This is a genomic window from Agrobacterium sp. O3.4 (assembly GCF_041414895.1).
Classification (GTDB): Bacteria; Pseudomonadota; Alphaproteobacteria; order Rhizobiales; family Rhizobiaceae; genus Agrobacterium; species Agrobacterium cucumeris.
The window spans coordinates 1,551,173-1,568,447 of the sequence record NZ_JALPZP010000001.1 but is presented as its reverse complement, the minus strand read 5'-3'; the positions used below and the strand labels follow the sequence as shown (position 1 = coordinate 1,568,447).

General features: G+C 59.8%; 17 protein-coding genes. 12 read left to right on the top strand and 5 right to left on the bottom strand.

The annotated features are described in order from the left end of the window. Positions 1 to 189 precede the first annotated feature (189 nt). Complete coding sequence (locus M0412_RS07590) at positions 190 to 759, bottom strand: NYN domain-containing protein (protein ID WP_035218078.1); 570 nt, start codon at positions 757 to 759, stop codon at positions 190 to 192. 392 nt (positions 760 to 1,151) lie between these two features. Here M0412_RS07590 and rpoZ point away from each other — a divergent pair, with 392 nt between their 5' ends. The 11 genes from rpoZ (at position 1,152) to recO (ending at position 10,808) form a co-directional block, all read left to right on the top strand. Beyond that, positions 1,152 to 1,544 (top strand): DNA-directed RNA polymerase subunit omega, encoded by a 393-nt coding sequence (gene rpoZ / locus M0412_RS07585; protein ID WP_046798752.1) that lies wholly within the window; start codon positions 1,152 to 1,154, stop codon positions 1,542 to 1,544. A gap of 132 nt (positions 1,545 to 1,676) precedes the next feature. Continuing rightward, positions 1,677 to 3,911, top strand: coding sequence for a bifunctional (p)ppGpp synthetase/guanosine-3',5'-bis(diphosphate) 3'-pyrophosphohydrolase (locus M0412_RS07580; protein ID WP_142839446.1), 2,235 nt, complete (start codon positions 1,677 to 1,679; stop codon positions 3,909 to 3,911). A gap of 197 nt (positions 3,912 to 4,108) precedes the next feature. Further along, on the top strand, positions 4,109 to 4,255 hold the full coding sequence (locus M0412_RS07575; protein ID WP_052679647.1) for a hypothetical protein: 147 nt from the start codon (positions 4,109 to 4,111) through the stop codon (positions 4,253 to 4,255). Positions 4,256 to 4,697: 442 nt separating this feature from the next. Then, positions 4,698 to 5,276, top strand: coding sequence for a DUF2062 domain-containing protein (locus M0412_RS07570; protein ID WP_269698396.1), 579 nt, complete (start codon positions 4,698 to 4,700; stop codon positions 5,274 to 5,276). Then, the gene (acpS, locus tag M0412_RS07565) at positions 5,273 to 5,677 is read left to right on the top strand and encodes a holo-ACP synthase (RefSeq protein ID WP_269698395.1); all 405 of its coding nucleotides are present in this window, start codon (positions 5,273 to 5,275) and stop codon (positions 5,675 to 5,677) included. Before M0412_RS07570 ends, acpS begins: the two co-directional genes overlap by 4 nt. Before the next feature lie 210 nt (positions 5,678 to 5,887). Continuing rightward, positions 5,888 to 6,634 (top strand): signal peptidase I, encoded by a 747-nt coding sequence (gene lepB, locus M0412_RS07560; protein WP_046798756.1) that lies wholly within the window; start codon positions 5,888 to 5,890, stop codon positions 6,632 to 6,634. Continuing rightward, positions 6,631 to 7,350 carry a ribonuclease III gene (gene rnc / locus M0412_RS07555; protein ID WP_142839449.1) on the top strand — a complete coding sequence of 240 codons (720 nt, stop codon included), beginning with the start codon at positions 6,631 to 6,633 and terminating at the stop codon, positions 7,348 to 7,350. The genes lepB and rnc overlap by 4 nt, the downstream gene beginning before the upstream one ends. A gap of 74 nt (positions 7,351 to 7,424) precedes the next feature. After that, positions 7,425 to 8,375, top strand: coding sequence for a GTPase Era (gene era, locus M0412_RS07550; protein ID WP_035218044.1), 951 nt, complete (start codon positions 7,425 to 7,427; stop codon positions 8,373 to 8,375). A gap of 345 nt (positions 8,376 to 8,720) precedes the next feature. Continuing rightward, positions 8,721 to 9,473: a Crp/Fnr family transcriptional regulator gene (locus tag M0412_RS07545; protein ID WP_269698394.1), complete on the top strand. Its 753-nt coding sequence runs from the start codon at positions 8,721 to 8,723 to the stop codon at positions 9,471 to 9,473. A gap of 136 nt (positions 9,474 to 9,609) precedes the next feature. Then, positions 9,610 to 9,987, top strand: a complete 378-nt coding sequence (locus tag M0412_RS07540) for a response regulator (RefSeq protein WP_269698393.1) — start codon at positions 9,610 to 9,612, stop codon at positions 9,985 to 9,987. Between the two features lie 56 nt (positions 9,988 to 10,043). Then, on the top strand, positions 10,044 to 10,808 hold the full coding sequence (recO, locus tag M0412_RS07535) for a DNA repair protein RecO (RefSeq protein ID WP_142839451.1): 765 nt from the start codon (positions 10,044 to 10,046) through the stop codon (positions 10,806 to 10,808). Positions 10,809 to 10,810: 2 nt separating this feature from the next. On the opposite strand, the gene M0412_RS07530 is transcribed toward recO, so the two are convergent. After that, positions 10,811 to 12,025, bottom strand: a complete 1,215-nt coding sequence (locus M0412_RS07530; RefSeq protein ID WP_269698392.1) for an MFS transporter — start codon at positions 12,023 to 12,025, stop codon at positions 10,811 to 10,813. A gap of 180 nt (positions 12,026 to 12,205) precedes the next feature. On the opposite strand from M0412_RS07530, the gene M0412_RS07525 reads away from it, so the two are divergent. Then, entirely contained in the window at positions 12,206 to 12,940 is a 735-nt protein-coding gene (locus tag M0412_RS07525) for a bifunctional 2-polyprenyl-6-hydroxyphenol methylase/3-demethylubiquinol 3-O-methyltransferase UbiG (protein WP_269698390.1), read from the top strand. A gap of 30 nt (positions 12,941 to 12,970) precedes the next feature. On the opposite strand, the gene M0412_RS07520 is transcribed toward M0412_RS07525, so the two are convergent. From M0412_RS07520 to M0412_RS07510, 3 genes are read right to left on the bottom strand one after another with little or no spacing between them, the layout of a single operon-like run. After that, complete coding sequence (locus M0412_RS07520) at positions 12,971 to 13,813, bottom strand: MOSC domain-containing protein (RefSeq protein WP_269698388.1); 843 nt, start codon at positions 13,811 to 13,813, stop codon at positions 12,971 to 12,973. Positions 13,814 to 13,824: 11 nt separating this feature from the next. Further along, positions 13,825 to 14,469, bottom strand: a complete 645-nt coding sequence (locus M0412_RS07515) for an HD domain-containing protein (RefSeq protein ID WP_269698387.1) — start codon at positions 14,467 to 14,469, stop codon at positions 13,825 to 13,827. Beyond that, entirely contained in the window at positions 14,466 to 17,237 is a 2,772-nt protein-coding gene (locus M0412_RS07510; protein ID WP_269698386.1) for a DUF2339 domain-containing protein, read from the bottom strand. The genes M0412_RS07515 and M0412_RS07510 overlap by 4 nt, the downstream gene beginning before the upstream one ends. Positions 17,238 to 17,275 lie beyond the last annotated feature (38 nt).

Here is a 17,275-nt window from a genome sequence, read left to right as displayed (position 1 = left end):
ATCATATCGTTGGTGCCCTAATGTCTTTTAGACACGTCTAAAATTAACCAAGTTATAATTTCGACTTGCCGAATTTGATGTTTGTTAATTCTAAAAAGAATTTTTACCTCGCCGGTGGAGTGCAAACAGAAACGCGCCCGTCTTTGCAGGACGGACGCGTTGATGGCTTCGTCGCAGCAAAAACCTGGATCAGATCGTCTCGGGGCTCTCGACATGCCGGGCAGGGCGCTCGTTCGGGTCGCGCCCGATCTCTGCCTTCAGCGTCATCAGATCGATGAAGTGATCGGCCTGCCGGCGCAGGTCGTCTGCAATCATTGCGGGCTGCGTCGCCATGGTGGAAACCACGGACACCTTGCGGCCCTTGCGCTGCAGCGCATCCACCAGCGTGGTGAAATCGCCGTCGCCGGAGAACAGGACGAGGTGGTCAACCGTTTCGGACTGTTCCATGGCATCGACCGCGAGTTCGATATCCATGTTGCCCTTGATCTTGCGGCGGCCGAGCGCGTCGGTGAATTCCTTCGCCGGCTTCGTCACGACCTTGTAGCCGTTATAGTCCAGCCAGTCGATCAGCGGACGGATCGAGGAATATTCCTGATCCTCGATCAATGCGGTGTAATAATAGGCGCGCAGCAGGTATCCACGCTTCTGAAACGCCTTAAGGAGCTTGCGGTAGTCGATATCGAATCCCAGGCTTTTCGATGCTGCATAAAGATTGGCTCCGTCTATGAAGAGCGCAATTTTCTCCCGTGGATCGAACATTCCATCCCATTCCTTTTTTTGGAAAGGCCATTATCTGGCTTTTATATCCGGTCGATAACGCAAAAAGACATGTGGTATCAACGAGCTTTGCGCACCGCCGTTGCGTTTTAAGTAAGCTACCTTCCCCCGTATTCCAAGACAATTCTTCTAGACATTTTGTTCATCAGACGCCAAACATCGGCAATAAGGTGCCAAAAGACGCCAAAGACAGGAAAAACTTGAATTCCGCGGCCAATGGCTGTATCGGAAGCTGGAAAGCTTCGTCGCGAGAAATCCTGAATGTTTTTCGCAGGGCACGAAGCGCAGATTCAATAGGTTAGAGCATCCCTTGTGCATCCCGAAGAAAGCACGGCGCTCTGATCCACGACATTACGACACGCAAAGGACAGGCAATGGCCCGCGTCACAGTTGAAGATTGCATTGATAAAGTAGACAACCGTTTCGAACTGGTGCTTCTCGCCAGCCACCGTGCGCGCCAGATTTCCCAAGGCTCTTCCATCACGGTTGACCGCGACAACGACAAGAACCCGGTTGTGGCGCTGCGCGAAATCGCTGACGAGACGCTGTCGCCTGACGACCTGAAGGAAGACCTCATCCATTCGCTGCAGAAGCATGTGGAAGTGGACGAGCCCGAGCCCGATCCGGTCACGCTTGCCGCCTCCACTGGCGCCGATGGCGAAGACGACGACCAGCCGGAAACCGTTACTTTCGACCAGATGTCGGAAGAAGAACTGCTGGCCGGTATCGAAGGCCTTGTGCCGCCGGAAAAAAATGACGACTATTGATCTAAGTTTATGACGCCATTGGCGGGCGGTGGTTACCGTCTGTCAATATTTCCCGTCATAATCTGATCCCTATTGATGCAGCATTGTGCGCCGACCCCTAGGTTGGCGCGCTTTCTTTTTGTGGAATATCGCATGATGCGGCAATACGAACTCGTCGAGCGGGTTCAAAAATATAAACCGGATGCGAATGAGGCCCTGCTGAACAAGGCCTATGTTTATGCCATGCAGAAACATGGCCAGCAGAAGCGGGCCAATGGCGACCCCTATATCTCGCATCCGCTGGAAGTTGCCGCCATCCTCACCGAAATGCATCTCGACGAATCGACCATCGCGGTGGCGTTGCTGCACGATACGATCGAGGACACCACCGCCACCCGCGCTGAAATCGATGAACTCTTCGGTGAAGATATCGGCCGGCTGGTGGAAGGGCTGACCAAGCTCAAGAAACTCGATCTCGTCACCCGCAAGGCCAAGCAGGCCGAAAATCTGCGCAAGCTGCTGCTTGCCATTTCCGATGACGTGCGTGTTCTCCTGGTCAAGCTCGCCGACCGCCTGCACAATATGCGCACCATGGAATATATGCCGGCCGACAAGCGCAGCCGCATTTCCGAGGAGACGATGGAAATCTATGCGCCGCTCGCCGGCCGCATGGGCATGCAGGATATGCGCGACGAGCTGGAGGACCTGTCCTTCCGGTATCTCAACCCGGAAGCCTATGGCACGGTGACGAACCGCCTGCAGGAACTGGAAACGCGCAATGAAGGGCTGATCAAAAAGATCGAGGACGAGCTGCGCGAGCTTCTCGTGGCGAATGGTCTGGTCGGCGCCAATGTCAAAGGGCGGCAGAAGAAACCCTATTCGGTGTTCCGCAAGATGCAGTCGAAGTCGCTTTCCTTCGAGCAGCTTTCCGATGTCTACGGTTTCCGCATTCTGGTGGATGATATTCCGTCCTGCTACCGGGCGCTGGGTGTCGTACATACCCGCTGGCGCGTCGTGCCGGGCCGCTTCAAGGATTATATCTCGACACCCAAGCAGAACGACTATCGTTCCATCCACACCACCATCGTTGGCCCGTCGCGCCAGCGTATCGAGCTGCAGATCCGCACCAAGCGCATGCATGAGATCGCCGAATTCGGCATCGCCGCCCACGCGCTTTACAAGGATGGTGAAAACGGGGAGGGCGATCTGCTATCGCCGGAATCGAACGCCTATTCCTGGCTGCGCCACACCATCGAATCGCTGGCCGAAGGCGACAGCCCGGAAGAGTTCCTCGAGCATACCAAGCTCGAACTCTTCCAGGACCAGGTGTTCTGCTTCACGCCGAAGGGCAAGCTGATTGCGCTGCCGCGCGGCGCGACGCCCATCGATTTCGCTTATGCCGTTCATACCAATATCGGTGACACCACGGTTGGCGCCAAGATCAACGGGCGGATCATGCCGCTCGTCACCCGGCTCAACAATGGCGACGAGGTGGAGATCATCCGCTCCGGCGTGCAGGTGCCGCCGGCCGCTTGGGAAGAGGTGGTGGTGACCGGCAAGGCCCGCTCGGCCATCCGTCGCGCCACCCGCATGGCCATCCGCAAGCAATATTCCGGCCTCGGTTACCGTATTCTCGAGCGCACCTTCGAGCGCGCCGGCAAGGCCTTCTCGCGGGAAGCCCTGAAGCCCGTGCTGCATCGCCTGGCGCAGAAGGATGTCGAAGACGCCATCGCCGCCGTCGGTCGCGGTGAGGTTTCCTCGCTGGATGTGCTGCGGGCGGTCTATCCGGATTATCAGGATGAGCGCGTCACGGTGAAGATGACCGGCGATGATGGCTGGTTCAACATGCGCAGCGCTTCCGGCATGGTCTTCAAGATCCCGGGCAAGTCGCGTTCGGTACTTGAGGACGATGGCGCGGCCGAGATGCTGGATGGACCCGACCCGCTGCCGATCCGCGGCCTTTCCGGCAATGTCGACGTGCATTTCGGTGCCGCCGGCGCCGTTCCGGGAGACCGCATCGTCGGTATCATGGAAAAAGGCAAGGGCATCACCATCTATCCCATTCAGGCGCCGGCGCTGCAACGCTTCGACGATGAACCGGAGCGCTGGATCGACGTCCGCTGGGATCTCGATGAGGCCAACAAGTCGCGCTTCATGGCGCGGGTGATGATCAATGCGCTGAATGAGCCGGGCACGCTCGCCTCGGTGGCACAATCGATCGCGACGCTGGATGTCAATATTCGCGGGCTGAACATGGTCCGCATCGGTACGGACTTCTCCGAGCTGGCGCTGGATGTCGAAGTCTGGGATCTGCGGCAGCTGAACCAGCTTCTGTCGCAGTTGAAAGATCTCGACTGCGTATCAACAGTGGCACGTGCCTTCGATTGAGGCATTTTTAGTCGCCATCGTAACTCAAAAGGCCGCTGTTATGCACTCATTGCATGGCAGCGGCCTTTTCCTGTCTCTGGTCGCAGACAGGGTTTGAGACTATCTTCCTTTCAGAAATTGAAGACGGGAAACGCGGCGTGCCGGTGGGATTTACACCGATGAGAAACGCCACTCCCAAACCGAAAGGACCTAAAATCATGTTTACTCCGCTTCGCAAGATCGCCCGCGCCGTTCGTGGCAAGACCACGCAGGAACGCGAATTCGAATATCTCAGCGGCTCGGTATCGAATGTCGACCTCGAGTTCCGCCAGCGCGAAATCGACCGCGGCATGTTCCGCCGGTAATGCGCTCAGCGCATGGCAGCCCTTCGCCATGCGTATGAGACTTGGAGGGTGTGCGGCTGTTGTTGGCACGCTCGCCCCTGTATCTTGCAAAACTATGTGAATGCGCGCTTCAAGCGGTTGTCCCAAACTGGTTGACCAATACGCCGCAAAAAATCCCGGTTCAGTCCCCTGTCGCAATAGACGACACTAAATTGGGACTGATATCGAATGCTCGATATTCACTGTATTCGTGACATCCCGCGTCCGTCATGCCGGACTTGATCCGGCATCCAGCCAGCCAAGTCCTTGGGCGGGAAAGAGTCTTCTCGCCGTGCAGACGCATGTCGGCTGGGTTCCCGCTCAAGGCCGGAATGACGGAAGCGGAGAATACACCTGCAAAAGAAATCCCTGCGTCGTCTATGATGCTCTTGGCTGCGCCCGGGCGATGAAATAGACTGTCTCCATGCCGTTTCGCCGCCGTGAACCCGTTGGTTTTTCAGAAAAGATTCGTGACCTCTTCTGGCCGCGCACGGGTTTTTCCCGTTCGCTGCGCTATATGAAGCTGCGTCTGCTCAGGCTTTCCGCCTCTCCACATTCGGTTGCTGCCGGTGTTGCCCTCGGTGTCGGCGTGGCGTGGACGCCGTTTCTCGGCGTTCATATCCTCATAGCCATGGCACTCGGTTTCCTCACGCGCGTCAATCTGGTTGCGGCCGCGCTTGGCACCACATTCGCCAACCCGCTGACATTTCCCTTCATCTGGGCATCCACCTGGGAGATCGGCCACTTCATCCTCGGCCGGCAGAAGATGGAAAGTGCCGAACATGTGGATTTCGTGGCGCTGTTCAGTCATCTCGAATTCCGGCAGATATGGACGCCGGTGCTGGAGCCCATGACGGTTGGCGCGCTGCTTCCAGCCGCAATCAGCGCGGTCATCGTCTATTTCGCGGTTTATAGCCTGATCAGCGGCTTCCAGCGGCGCAAGATGGAAAATCTTGCCCACCGTGCCGCAAACAGGAATGCTTCTCTGGAGATGTTGAAATGATCATTGGATTGGGCAGCGACCTGATCGACATTCGCCGTGTTGAAAAATCGATCGAGCGTTTCGGCGAACGTTTCACGCGTCGCTGTTTCACCGATATAGAGCGCGCCAAATCTGACGGCCGCAAGAACCGCGCCGCTTCCTATGCCAAGCGTTTCGCCGCCAAGGAGGCCTGTTCCAAGGCGCTTGGAACCGGGCTTGCGAATGGCGTCTTCTGGAAGGACATGGGTGTCGTCAATCTGCCGGGCGGCAAGCCGACCATGCTTCTGACCAATGGGGCAGGGGAAAGACTGGCGGCCATGCTGCCGGCCGGCCACCGCGCCAATATCCACCTGACGATCACGGATGATTTCCCTTATGCTCAGGCATTTGTGATTATCGAGGCGCTTCCCGTGAATGGCTGAGACCCGGTGCGGCCGCATTGGCGGCCTATTTGCACCCGTGTCATAGAAGCGCTTCCCTTCGGGCTGGAAAGGTTCTAGAGAAGTCGCAGAAATATGAAAGCGTTGCCGGCTGTGTGAAGACTTCTTCATGCGGCGCAGGCACGACAAAACAACGGCCCCGATGCCTTCGTCAAACCGAAGAAGCCGGGAAACAATCAGGCAGGTCTTTAAGTGTCCGAAAAAGCTGAGAAGAAGCAGAACGCCCTCTGGGAGAACGTCAAGGTCATCATTCAGGCGCTGCTGCTGGCCATGGTCATCCGCACCGTTCTGTTTCAGCCCTTCACGATCCCATCGGGCTCGATGATGCCGACGCTTCTGGTTGGTGACTATCTTTTCGTCAACAAGTTCTCCTACGGCTATTCGAAATATTCGCTGCCCTTCTCGCCGAACCTGTTTTCTGGTCGTATTCTGGAATTCAGCAAGCCCAAGCGTGGCGATGTCGTGGTGTTCCGCCTGCCGCCAAATCCGGAAGTGGATTACATCAAGCGTCTCGTCGGCCTGCCGGGTGATCGCGTTCAGGTGACGAACGGCGTGCTGTTCATCAACGGCCAGCCGGTGCCGAAGCAGCCAGACGGCACCTTCACCTCGGATTACCGCGCCGATCCGGGCGCCAATGTCCCTGTCTTCCGCGAAACGCTGGATAACGGCGTCACCTATGACACGCTTGACCAGTCGCCCGATTCGCGTGGCGACAACACCCGGGAATTCCTGGTGCCGGAAGGCCATTATTTCATGATGGGCGACAACAGAGACAATTCGCTCGACAGCCGCTTCGATGTCGGCTTCGTGCCGGAAGAAAACCTGATCGGCCGCGCCAGCGTCATCTTCTTCTCGCTGGGCAATGACACGCCGTTCAGCCGCATTTGGGAATGGCCGGCCAACATGCGTTGGGATCGCCTCTTCAAGGTTGTGGAATGAGCAAGACCAAGCCGCTTTCGGCGGACGAGATTTCGCGTCTGGAAGCGTTGATCGGATATGAATTCAAGGACAAGGCCCGGCTGGACCGGGCCTTGACCCATGCCAGCGCGCGCTCCGCCGCCGCCGGCAATTACGAACGGCTGGAATTTTTAGGGGATCGTGTTCTCGGCCTCTGCGTGGCGGAGCTGCTGTTTTCGACCTTCCGCAATGCCACCGAGGGTGAATTGTCCGTTCGCCTGAACCAGCTCGTCAGTGCCGAATCCTGCGCCGCGATCGGTGACGAGATGGGCCTGCACAATTTCATCCGCACCGGGTCGGACGTGAAGAAACTGACCGGCAAGGCGATGCTGAACGTGCGCGCCGATGTGGTCGAAAGCCTGATCGCCACCATCTATCTGGATGGCGGGCTGGAGGCATCCCGCCGGTTCGTTCTGAAATATTGGCAAAGCCGGGCGACACGCGTCGATGCGGGGCGGCGCGACGCCAAGACCGAGTTGCAGGAATGGGCGCATGCCAGATTTGCGACGACGCCCGCTTATCGGGTTGACGATCGCTCCGGACCGGATCACGATCCAAGCTTCACCGTGACGGTGGAAATTCCCGGCGTGAAGCCGGAAACCGGCGTCGAGCGCTCCAAGCGCGCGGCCGAACAGGTGGCGGCCACCAGATTGCTGGAGCGCGAAGGCGTCTGGCAGAAAAGCCCCACCAAAAACTGAGCACCCACCCATAGGGTGCCAAAATCGAGCGCATGGCGGACCCGCGGGCCGCATGTTGAATACCTCTGACCTTGATGGATAACATGACCGATCACGAAAACCCCGCCATTGAAGGCGAAGACAACAACCTTCCGACCCGTTCCGGCTTTGTGGCCCTTATCGGCCCGACCAATGCCGGCAAGTCGACGCTGGTGAACAGGCTGGTTGGCGCCAAGGTTTCGATCGTCAGCCACAAGGTGCAGACGACGCGCGCCGTGATGCGCGGCATCGCCATTCACAAGAATGCGCAGATCGTTTTCATGGACACCCCCGGCATCTTCAAGCCGCGCCGCCGGCTTGACCGCGCCATGGTCACCTCCGCCTGGGGTGGGGCAAAGGATGCCGATCTCATTCTGCTGCTGATCGACAGCGAGCGCGGCCTGAAAGGCGATGCCGAGGCCATTCTTGAAGGGCTGAAGGACGTTCCGCAGAAGAAGATCCTCTGCCTCAACAAGATCGATCAGGTGAAGCGCGAAGACCTGCTGAAGCTTGCCGCCGCCGCCAATGAGACGGTGGCTTTCGATCGCACATTCATGATTTCGGCCACCAATGGTTCGGGCTGCGAAGACCTGATGGATTATCTGGTGGAGGCGCTGCCGGAAGGTCCGTGGTATTATCCGGAAGACCAGATTTCCGATTTGCCGATGCGCCAGCTCGCCGCCGAAATCACCCGCGAGAAGCTGTTCCTGCGCCTGCACCAGGAACTGCCCTACGCCTCGCATGTCGAGACGGAAAAGTGGGAAGAGCGCAAGGACGGCTCCGTACGCATCGAGCAGGTGATCTATGTCGAGCGCGACAGCCAGAAGAAGATCGCGCTCGGCAAGAACGGCGATGCGATCAAGGCGATCTCCACCGCCTCGCGCAAGGAGCTTTCGGAAATCCTCGAGCAGCCGGTCCATCTCTTCCTGTTCGTCAAGGTGCGCGAGAACTGGGGCGATGACCCCGAGCGCTTCCGTGAAATGGGACTGGAATTTCCGCGGGGGTAACGCGCAGGCGCGATATGCGCGATGCGAAAACACACCCGCTTCCGTCATTCCGGCCTTGAGCCGGAATCCAGCCAGCCCAAGTCCTTGGGCTGAAAAGAGTCGTCCCGCCGCGCCGACGCGCGTCGACTGGATTCCGGCTCAAGGCCGGAATGACGGGCGGGAAATGTCGCGAACCGACGAGAACGTCGAGGTTGCCCAAGCCCTTCGCTTTTGTGTGTTCAAGGGGGGGGCGCGACGCAATCCTTGAACGAACTGAATATCTTCAGCCACCATCGGGAACCGAATGCGTTCGGGCGGGTTGTTCCAAAACAATTGGGCGCAACCTTTTTTCGATGACGGATATTCATGTCGCCAAAAAAACCGAACGGGATTTCCACAACGCCGTGCCAGCAATGTCCCCTGCGGGACCTGCCGCATTTCAGGGATTTCGCCCCTTCCGAACTCGATTTCGTCTCCCGTTTCAAGACGGGGGAGCTGGCGGTGGAAAGCGGCTCTGTCATTTTGATGGAAGGGTCGCACAGCGCCCATCTTTATACCGTGCTGCATGGCTGGGCCTTTCGCTACAAGACGCTGGAAGATGGCCGGCGGCAAATCCTCAACTATGTCATGCCGGGCGATCTTGTTGGCTTGCAGGGCACGGTTATGGGGGAAATGCAGCATTCGGTCGAAGCGCTGTCACCGGTAACGCTGTGCGTTTTCGAACGATCGCGCCTCAACAACCTCTTCACCGATCACCCGACCCTTGCTTATGACCTGACCTGGATTGCTGCGAGCGAGGAACGCATGCTCGACAGTCATCTGCTCAGCATCGGCCGACGCACTGCGCTGGAGCGCGCCGCCTATCTCATCGCCTTTCTTTACAGCAAGGCGAAGGCGGTCGATCTCATCCGCGGCGAAACGCCTATTCCCGTCACCCAGCAGCATGTGGCCGATACGCTCGGCCTTTCCATCGTCCACACCAACAAGACCTTGAGAAAGCTTGTTGATCGCGGCCTCATCCGCTGGACGGACAAGGGCTGTCTGGTGCTCGACAACGCCGGATTGAGCCATGTGGCCGGCTGGGAAAGCGACGAAAAGCGGCAAAGACCCTTCATCTGATCTTCTTTTGACATGTCTTTTTTAAATGACGGTGGGGTCGCAATTTGCGACTGCTAAGCCATGGCGCTGGAACATCACGTTGAAGGGAGCGGCGCGCAGCCAGTTGGCTGCCCCTCCTGTTGAAAGAAGAAAACATATGGTGCCACAACGGGTTATCATCGTTGAGGATGAATATCTGGTGGCGCTTGACGTCGAAGCGGTCCTCCAGTCCATGGGTGTCGAAACCATCGTCATCGCAACGACGCTTGCGCAGGCAAGGCAGGCCGTCGAGCAGGACGGTGCCGATTGCGTGCTTCTCGATGTCAGCCTTTCCGACGGCATGAGTTATGATTTTGCGCGCCAGCTGCGCGAGGCCGGTATTCCCTTCGGTTTCGTCAGCGGTTACGGCGATACGACAGGGTTTCCAGACGATCTTTCGCATGCGCCTCTGCTCGGCAAGCCCTTCGGAGAAAATGAAATCATGGATTTCGTTCTCGACCTTCTCGGCGTTTCGAATGACGCCGTAAAAGAATAACGTTTCGCCGCCGGATCGGTTATGATCCGGCTTGAATCGAAATTCGGACAGGTTTCATGCAGTGGCAGGATGAGGCAATCATTCTCGGGGTAAAACGCCATGGTGAGACGAGCGTCATCGCCGAGGTGATGACCCGTACGCGCGGCCGCCATCTGGGCATGGTCCGCTCCGGTCGCTCTCGCAGCATGCAGCCGGTGCTGCAGGCGGGAAACCGGGTGGATGTCATCTGGCGGGCGCGACTTGACGACCATCTTGGCGAATACCGCATCGAGCCGCTGCAATTGCGCGCCGCACAGCTGATGGAAACGGCGACCGCCGTTTACGGCGTGCAGGCCATGGGCGCGCTTCTCAGGCTTCTGCCGGAACGTGATCCGCACCCGCATCTCTATCAGGCGCTCGATATCATCCTCGACAATCTCCACGATCCGGCCGATGCCGGGGAATTGTTCGTGCGTTTCGAACTCGCCGTGCTGAACGATCTCGGTTTCGGGCTTGATCTCACCGAATGCGCGGCAACCGGGCTGCGCTCCGATCTCATCTACGTGTCGCCGAAAACCGGCAGGGCGGTCTGCCGCACGGCAGGCGCGCCCTATGCCGCCCGGATGCTGTCACTGCCCGCTTTCTTGAGCGAAGGCCAGTCAACGGCCGCCGATCCCGAAAGCCTCGCGGCGGCCTTCCGCCTGACGGCCCATTTTCTTAACCGGCATGTCTATGATCCGCGTGGCCTGAATGAAAACGCCGCCCGCGACGGTTTCGTGCAGGCGGCGCTGAAGGCGCTGCAGCGCAGGGCGTCACCGCCCGCGCTTGATAAGGCCGTGTAGTCTCAGGCCATGGCCGGGCGCGGTGCGGGCCGCTCCTGAATGGGCCAGTGCACGATGGCCGCAAAAATCCCCATGCCGACGCCAAGCCACCAGACGAGGTCATAGGAGCCCAGCCGGTCGTAAAGGAAGCCGCCGAGCCAGACGCCGAGGAACGAGCCGATCTGGTGCGACAGGAACACGACGCCGCCGAGCATGCCGAGATGGCGTGTGCCGAACATGATCGCCACCAGCGCATTGGTGGGCGGCACGGTGGAAAGCCAGAGAATGCCCATGACGGCTGCGAAGAGGATGACCGAAAGCGGTGATTGCGGCAGGAGCAGGAAGGCCGTCACGACAACCGAGCGGGCGATATAGATATAGGCCAGCATATAGGGTTTCGAATAACGCTGGGCGATGACGCCGGCGGCGAGCGACCCGATGATATTGAAGAAGCCTATCAGCGCCATGGCAATGACGGCGTAGCGCGGCTCGATGCCGATATCGCCGAGATAGGCCGGGAAATGCGCGGTGATGAAGGCCACCTGGAAACCGCAGACGAAAAAGCCTGTCGTCAACAGGAGATAGCTCTTGTGGCCAAGTGCTTCCCGCAACGCTTCGCCCGCCGTCTGCTGGAACTGCGTCTGTGACTGGCTGCCGGAAGAGGAGTTGCCACGCATCGGGAAGGCGAGCAGCGGCACCAGCATCATCATCACGGCAAGCCAGACGAGGCTGTCCGACCAGCCATAGGCGGAAATCAGCCCCTGGCTGATCGGTGCGAAGAGGAACATGCCGGCAGAGCCTGCCGCCGTGCCGATGCCGAAGGCAAGCGAGCGCTGCTGCGGTGTCACATGGCGTGCAAAGGCCGACAGGATGACGCTGAAGGAGCCGGCGGCAATGCCAAGCCCGACAAGCACGCCGCCGCCGAAATGCAGCCAGAAGGGAGAGGTGCCGAAGGACATGCAGATGAGGCCGGCGGCATAAAGAAAGCCTGACAGAACGAGCACGCGGCCCGTGCCGTATTTATCGGCGATTGCGCCGAAGAAGGGCTGGCCGAGGCCCCAAAACAGGTTCTGCAGGGCCATGGCGAGGCCGAAGGTGGAACGATCCCAACCGGTGTCGGCCAGCATCGGCAGCTGAAAAAAGCCCATGGCCGAACGCGGACCGAAGGTCATGACGGCAATCAGCGACCCGGCGGCGATAATCAGCCAGGGCATGGTCTGGCGTGTGGCTTGCGACATGAAATTCTCCTGCTGCAGCATGCGCCTTGGAGATGGCACAAATCTTCTGCAGATTCCCTCTGATCGGGATGAATATTAGCTTTTGTCAGCCGTCCCCACTAGCGACTTTTCTTGACCCCCATTATTCATGGGATTGATGGGATGCCCGCACATTATTGCCGGAATTCCGGAGAGATGACGATGAAGCAGAATATTTACGACGACCCCGGGTTCTTCGAGTGCTACAGCGCCATGCCGCGCTCCGTGGAAGGGCTGCGGCAGGCCGGCGAATGGCACGAGCTGCGCGCCATGCTTCCGCCGTTGCAGGGCCGCAGCCTTCTCGATCTCGGCTGCGGTTTCGGCTGGCATTGCCGTTATGCGGCAGAGCAGGGGGCGGCCCGTGTCGTCGGCGTTGATCTTTCGGAAAACATGCTGCGCCGTGCCGCCGAAATAAATGGCGGCCCCGGTATCGAATATCGTCGGGCGGCAATCGAGGACATCGATTTTCCGCCGGAAAGTTTCGATGTGGTGCTGAGCTCTCTCGCCCTGCATTATGTCCGCGATCTCGACCTGGCATTCGCGAGAGTTTCCGCCGTGCTGAAATCCGGCGGTGAGTTCATCTTTTCCATCGAACATCCCGTTTTCACCGCGTTGGAAAAACAGGACTGGTTCTACGACGAGGAGGGCGAAATCCTCCACTGGCCGCTCGACAATTACCAGAACGAAGGCGTGCGCCATTCCAACTGGATGGCGGATGATGTCGTCAAATATCACCGCACGGTGTCAGGCATTCTCAACAGCCTGCTTTCTGCCGGCTTTGCCCTGACGCGTCTGGCCGAACCGAGGCCCGATCCCGCCTTGCTCGCGGAGCGACCGGAGATGAAGCACGAAGATCGCCGTCCGATCTTTCTTATCGTTGGCGCCCGCAAGCCGTGATGGCATTGCGGACGTTGCACCGCCCGTGGCCTACCGCCTCTTGATTGCCCAGCCTTCCGACCGTTCCTCGACCACCTTGGCCACATCGCCGACCGACAGTCTGCCCTGACTGCGCGGCGTCACGTTCCAGCCGAACAGCGGGCCGGGCACGCGCCGATCCCCCGACATGCGGATGCGGCCCATGGCTTTCATGGGCGAGGGCACATCGCGGGAGCCGGTTATCTGGTCCTGCGTGGTCATGATGCAGCGAGCACAGGGCTTGACCAGATCAAAACGGATGCCGCCGATCTCGATGGCCGCCCAGTGGTCTTCCGCCCATGGCTCGTCCGTATCCAGCACGATATTCGGCCGGAACCGCTCCATGCCGACCGCGTCCTCGCCATTGGTGCGCATATTGTCGTTCAGCGCGGCAAGCGAGGCGGTGGTGGTGACGAGGATCTGGTAGCCATCCGCAAAGGTGACGGGCGTTTCGTTGCCGGTCCATTCGAGGCTCGCAATGCGTTTCGAGGCATCATCGAAGAATGCCAGCTTCACCTCGCGACCGAGCCATGCCGAGAGCGTATCGTTGGTCTCGTCATCGGCAATATTGGCGCTGACGATCGATTTCCACACCGCCACATCCATGCGCTCTCCGGACGGTCTTGCGACGATCTCGTCGTCCTTTTCCCGCGCAAGGGCCATGCCGCCATCCTCATGCCGCGCCAGAACCGTGGCGAGAGCAGGCAATTCGCGCTGGGTGATGAAATGGCCGGAAGGGTCGATCAACATGGCGCGACGGTCGCCGGGCAGGCCCTCGGCCGAAACAGCGCTCTCGGAGAGGGGAATGCCGCGCGCGCTTTTCAGCGGATAGATGTTGAGTTCGGTCACACGCATCTTGGATATCCTCAAATCTCGTCGAGAAACAGGTCGAGTACTTGTTGCAGTCGCTCATGGCGGGCCTTGGCCATTTGCCGCCCCGTCCCGGTGCGAAAGCCGTCCGCCAGTTTGAAAAGCTTGGTTTCGAAATGATCGATGGCAAAGGCGCGGTCGTCAAGCGGCCGGTCCTTCGCCAGCGGATCGGCCGGATCGTAAAGCGCCGAGCCCATGCGTCCGGCAATGTAAAAGCAGCGGGCTGCCCCCACCATGCCGATGGCATCCAGCCGGTCGGCATCCTGAAGGATTTTTGCCTCCAGCGTCTGCGGCTCGATATTGGCGGAAAAGCTGTGGGTGGTGATGGCGTGTGTGGCGGCGTCGATATCTTTCTGCTGCCAGCCGAGCCCGGCCAGAATGCCGGAGGCCTTTTCTGCCGCCAGCCGTGAGGCTTGCGCGCGAAGCGGCGAGTTCTTTTCCACCGCCACGCAATCATGCAAAAGCACGCTCGCCGCCAGCACCCTGCCATCACCGCCTTCGCCCGCATGGATGCGCATGGCGTTGCGGAAGACGCGGTGAATATGGGCAAGATCATGCGAGCCGTCGCCGGCATCGGCGGCGTGCGGTATCAGATCCTGCGCAAGCGCCGCATAGGGCGCGAAAGCCTCGGCCGCGATCATGCCTGCGGCTTCCGGGTCAGGATTTTCTGGTAGAACAGGCCGATGCCGATCAGCACTGCGCCGAGCCCGATGAAGGACAGGGCTCTCAGCACGCCTTCAAGGTTGCTCATGTCGATCAGGAATGCCTTGGCAACCGAGATCAGCACAAAGGCGGCCGATGCCAGACGCAGGCTGCGGGCATTAAAGCGCGAGCCGAGCACCAGCAGCAGCACGCCGATCAGCAACCAGACCACCGAATAGCTGTAGGTCTCGCCCTGCATAAAACCCTTCCAGTCGGCGATGTTTTCGCCCTGCCAGAACCGGCGGACCGAAAGCGTTGCCCAGGCAAAACCGAGCGCCGCACCCGCCACCGCCAGCATGCTGACATAGGGCGGGGGACGTTTGCCGCGCGCATAATAGGCAAGGCCGCCATAGGCGAGCGCCGGCAACAGGTAACCGATCAGCAACAGGTTGAGGACCGGAATGCGCCCGGTATTTTCGCCGGTGAAATAAGGGTTGAGCGTGAAGAAATGCATCGTCAGCACGTTGATGACGGCAATCACGCCGGCAATCATCGAACCGTAACGGAAGACGGGGCTGGGGCTCTTGAGATCCAGCGTCATCAATACACCCGAGAAGCCGATGGTCAGCAGCGTGTAGATCGACTGTTCGCCGAGCGTCGGCACGCTGTTATCAAGCGTGCCGCCATTCATCGCGTGGCGGATGAGGATGGCGACGGCGAGAAGACCCATGACGCTGGCAATCGCCTGCAGGAAGTTTTTCGCCCTGACCCCCGGCCAGTCGCGCAGCAGCCAGGCCGAGGCGACGGCCAGCAGTGCGGGAATGCCATAACCCGGCAGAAGCGCGTTGAAGACTGGTGTGGTCCCGAGATTTTGTGGCCCGACAATGGTGGGTTCCCAGGCTATGCGGCCGAGAACGGCAACGCTTGCTACCGCCATGACCCAGGGCAGCACATCCCAGTTGCGGTAACGGCTGGCCAGCACATAAACAAAGCCGATGACGGACAGCAGAACGGTTGTCGCGAGCCCTTCCGTCAGCGTGTGCAGGCTGAGCGCGAAGGCGGCAAACGAGCCGAGCACGAGAATGTTGAGCGGCCTGCGATAGACCTCTTTGTCCTGCCGGTGCAGCCACTCGGCCCCGGCAATCAGCACCAGGCCGAGGCCGAGACCATAGGCGGCGTGCAGCCAGTCGCGGCCGAGATTGCCATATTCAACGAAGCTTGCGGTTGCCAGCCAGACCGGGAACAGCGCGGCAATACCTGCCCACAGCTGGGCGAAATCCGCATCGTCAGCGCCCTTGCGTTTCAGGAAGGAGAAGGCGCAGAGCACGAAGACCGCGCCGAGGCCAAGCGCCATGGCGATTTCAGCCGTATAACCTGTTCCGACGGGCGGAAGCGTTACGCCGGTATCGTTGATAAGGCCGATGAAATCGATGCCCTGCCGCGACATCAGCGCGACCGCCGTCTGCGCGCCGAGCGCGGCGATGATGGCCGGCCAAACCGCGTAGTGGCGGGCGGCGCCAAGGGCCGCAAGCGCTGCGATGAGCGCCGAGACGATCAGCGCCGGGTGGGTGTCGATGCCGCCACTGGCGAACAGGAAGCCGATGGCCGGCAGGATGACGGCCATCGATACCGTGAGGTTGATGGCAAGCGACGGGCGCAACAAAAGCCGTAGCGCACGGATGGCGCGCCGCTCCGGGGCGGCGGTTTCGCCGGTTTCTGCCGGCGGCGTATCGAGGTGTTTCCCGGGCCACAGGAAGATCGTGCCGGCCAGCATGACGAGCAATGCAAGTGTTGGTGGTTCGGCATTGATCGTCTCGGAAAAGCCGATATAGCCGAGCGCCCAGAGGCCAAGGCCGGCATTGGCAAGAGACGGAACCACGGTCCAGCCCTGCCTGCGTGCGGCCGCCGCCGTCGCCAGCCACGAGATCGTCAGGAAAACGAACAGCGCCCAGATATTTGGCGTTTCGCTGGAAATCAGCGCCGGCGTCAGCATCGAGCCAAGAAGACCGAGCCCGGCCAGCGCCTGCCCATGCAGAAGCGATAGGCCAATGGTGGCAAAGGCGACAAGCCCGAGCAGGATAAAGGCGGTTCCGGAGCCGATATAGTCATAAATTCCATAGGCCGCATAAACCACGCCGAACAGCGTCAATGCGCCGGCCGCCGTCAGCACCCCCGGTATCATGGCGTTGGAATAGGCGGTGGCGATGCCCGGCACCGCCTTGCGGCGGATCGCTTCGCCGGCAAGCCCGAGAACGAGGCCGAAAATGGCGGCAAGCGAAAGCCTGACCGCTGGGCTCAGCAGCCCCGATTCGATCGAATATTTGACGAGGAAAATACCGCCGAGCGCCAGCGCCAGCCCGCCGGCCCAGACCGCCCAGCGTGCGCCGAGCAGGCTTTCGAAGCTTTCTTTCGTGGCCGGCGCGGACGCGGTCTCGCTGGCAAGCGCCGACGGCGCTTCTTCACGGGCTACGTCCCCAGCTTCCACTATCGCGGCAGCTTCTTCCGGCTTTGAGGCATATTCAGCTTGGGAAGCCGCTGCTTCGGGCAAATCTCCATTTGTCTCTTCCGCCTCGAAATCCGTCTTTTTCGAGGATTCCGCGCTTTCAGCCTGTGCCGTCACGGGAGACGTGACCCCGGCAGCCATCAGCCGCTTGAGGCTGAGGACCTCACGTTCCAGCGACTTGATTCGGCTTGAATTACGGATGCTCGCGACCAGCGTGTAGATAAAGGCCGCGATGAGGGCGAGGATGAGAAACGGGATTTCCAAACGGGCTCTCCAATTACGAAGCTGTTTTTAAAGCCCTT